Here is a 474-nt window from a genome sequence, read left to right as displayed (position 1 = left end):
GGGTCGGGGACGTCTGCCCGGGGAGCGGGACCTCGGACTCGTCGACGGGAGCGGGCGGTGTGGTGCGGTACGGGCACCCGGTGATGTCGCGCGGGGTGTCGAAGTACGACGGCGACGTGGTCGACGGCAGCACGGCGGCCGGCGGCGGCTCCGTCAGCGGAACGGCGGGGGCCGGCTCCACGGCTGTCACGGGTGCCGCTGCCGCGAGCGGTGCCAGTGCGACGAGGGCTGCGGTCACGAGGCCGGCGGCTCGCTGGACGGGCCGTCGTCGGGTGCTGGTCACGGAGGTCGAGTCTACGTCCGGTCGACGTCGCCTCGGGTCGGACCCGCTGGCCTGGGTCTGACCCGCGCTCGCCCCGCAGCCGCTCCCCGGGGTGGCGTCTCGCACCCGCTCCGGGGCATGCGAGACGCCATCTCGGCGTGCGGCTGTGGCCCCGGGCGTGCGGCTGTGGCCCCGGGCGTGCGGCTGGGGTC

1 pseudogene is annotated in these 474 nt (G+C 77.2%); it reads right to left on the bottom strand.

The features are described 5' to 3' along the window. Positions 1–283, bottom strand: a pseudogene (locus J1M64_RS19290) (penicillin-binding protein); the annotation flags it as partial. Positions 284–474 lie beyond the last annotated feature (191 nt).

Source organism: Dietzia sp. KRD202, assembly GCF_017168155.1.
Classification (GTDB): domain Bacteria; phylum Actinomycetota; class Actinomycetes; order Mycobacteriales; family Mycobacteriaceae; genus Dietzia; species Dietzia kunjamensis.
This window is presented reverse-complemented; position numbering and strand designations above follow the sequence as displayed.